This window comes from Streptomyces boncukensis (assembly GCF_011045075.1).
GTDB lineage: Bacteria > Actinomycetota > Actinomycetes > Streptomycetales > Streptomycetaceae > Streptomyces > Streptomyces boncukensis.
In genome coordinates this window covers 1-1,550 of the sequence record NZ_JAAKZZ010000929.1, presented here as the reverse complement: position 1 = coordinate 1,550, position 1,550 = coordinate 1, and the positions used below count along the sequence as shown (strand labels likewise).

The window sequence follows — 1,550 nt, the reverse complement described above, 5'->3', positions numbered from 1 at the left end:
AATATTCGACGTACGGCCCGCATGTCGCCCTTACCGCGCCCGGTCTGGGGGTCCCCGGATGGTGCGACGGGGCGAAGGTTCGGTATTGCGTCCAGGGTCAGGGAGGCACCAGCTCAGCCACTGCCCTAGCCTCCGCTTCCGCAGCCCTCATCTGGTCCAAGCACCCCGAATGGACGTCGAATCAGGTCCTCCGGGTCCTTATCAAGACCACCGGGAGAAGCCAGAAAGGGCGCTCGGTGCGGAGTAAGTACATCGGCTATGGGGCCGTACGCCCCCGGGCCAATCTCCTTCAGGGAAAAGGCGACCCCGGCGATCCGGACATCAGCCCGCTCACCGGGAAGAAAACTCTCAACACCAAGGCCAAAAAGTCCGCTGAGAAAGAAGCCGAAAAGGACGCCCCCGACAAGGTCACAGTGACAGACTCCAGTTCGGGTGACGGCGACAACAACAACCAGCTCTACCTGATCCTCGGCATCGTAGGGGGCGTGGTCATCGTCGCGGGCGGAGTCTTCGGGCTGGCCCGTGTGCGGCGGAACTGACACGGCGGCGACCGGCGTCGTGGACTAGCGGAGCGTTTCAATCAAGGGAGGGCACAGCACATGGCAGACGGCGACACAGGCGGTGGCTACGGCCAGAAAATCAGCCATGCCGAATTCATCACGTTCAAGAACAACCTGACCGAGATCAGAACGCAGCTCGGCGCCAACGTCCGGCATCTGCAGACGCTGATCGGCATGGTGAGCAACGGCTGGCAGGGTGCGGGCTCCATGGCCTTCGTCAGGGCGCAGAACACCATCAACAACGGCCACAACGCGATGAACGCGCTGCTGGACGGCATCATCGAGGCCACGCACCAGACGCAGCGGCTGGGCAAGGGCAACGACGAGGCGATCCTGGAGTCCTTCAAGGGTATCGACGTCAACGGCTCCGCCGCCGGCGGTCACATCGACGGGAGCAGCGGCCTGTCGGGCATCAACGCGGGCCTGGACGGCGGTGGCGGCGCGAACTACAACAACGTCGACCTGGGCAGCAAGATCCGCAATCTGTAGGCCGCCGACGCACCGCGCTGGAATATCCCACTCGTGATTGGAGGGGTCAGGCCATGGCCGAGGACCCGCTGAACTCACTGAAAGTCAACTACGCCCACCTTGATGACATCGCGGAGCAGATCCGGGTGCGCCGTACGCTGCTGGAGCAGCAGATGGAAGCCGCCTGGCGCGAGGTCAAGAAGGTGGACCAGGCGTGGCAGGGCGAGGCCAAGGAGATGTTCAACGCGATCGACAAGCAGTGGCACGCCCGGGCCACCGAGATCAAGGAACAGCTCCAGAAGATCCAGACCCTCGTTCAGGAAGGCCGCGGCAACTACCGCGCGACCGACCTCAAAGCGGCCAGCCTCTTCCAGCAGCTCGGCTGACGCCGGCGGAGCCGTAGGAGAGCGAGCAGGCAGCAGAAGGCGGCAGGGCTCAGCGAAGCGATGCCCTGCCGTCTCGCCTGTGTCACCGGACGGCGCCCCCGGCGACCGAGAAGAGGAAGTGCCGCCACGCCGCGCG

Annotated in this window: 3 protein-coding genes; all 3 read left to right on the top strand. The window is 64.6% G+C overall.

The annotated features are described in order from the left end of the window. A partial coding sequence (locus G5C65_RS37070) for a S8 family serine peptidase (protein ID WP_165303429.1) occupies positions 1 to 539 on the top strand: 539 nt, incomplete at its 5' end. Between the two features lie 60 nt (positions 540 to 599). After that, positions 600 to 1,049, top strand: a complete 450-nt coding sequence (locus G5C65_RS37065; protein ID WP_165303428.1) for a WXG100 family type VII secretion target — start codon at positions 600 to 602, stop codon at positions 1,047 to 1,049. Between the two features lie 53 nt (positions 1,050 to 1,102). Further along, on the top strand, positions 1,103 to 1,414 hold the full coding sequence (locus G5C65_RS37060) for a WXG100 family type VII secretion target (protein WP_165303427.1): 312 nt from the start codon (positions 1,103 to 1,105) through the stop codon (positions 1,412 to 1,414). The last annotated feature ends 136 nt before the right edge of the window (positions 1,415 to 1,550 follow it).

Excerpts from the sequence above, each read along its gene's own strand:
- G5C65_RS37065 (WP_165303428.1), top strand. The coding sequence starts at position 600 with ATGGCAGACGGCGACACAGGCGGTGGCTACGGCCAGAAAATCAGCCAT.
- G5C65_RS37060 (WP_165303427.1), top strand. The coding sequence starts at position 1,103 with ATGGCCGAGGACCCGCTGAACTCACTGAAAGTCAACTACGCCCACCTT.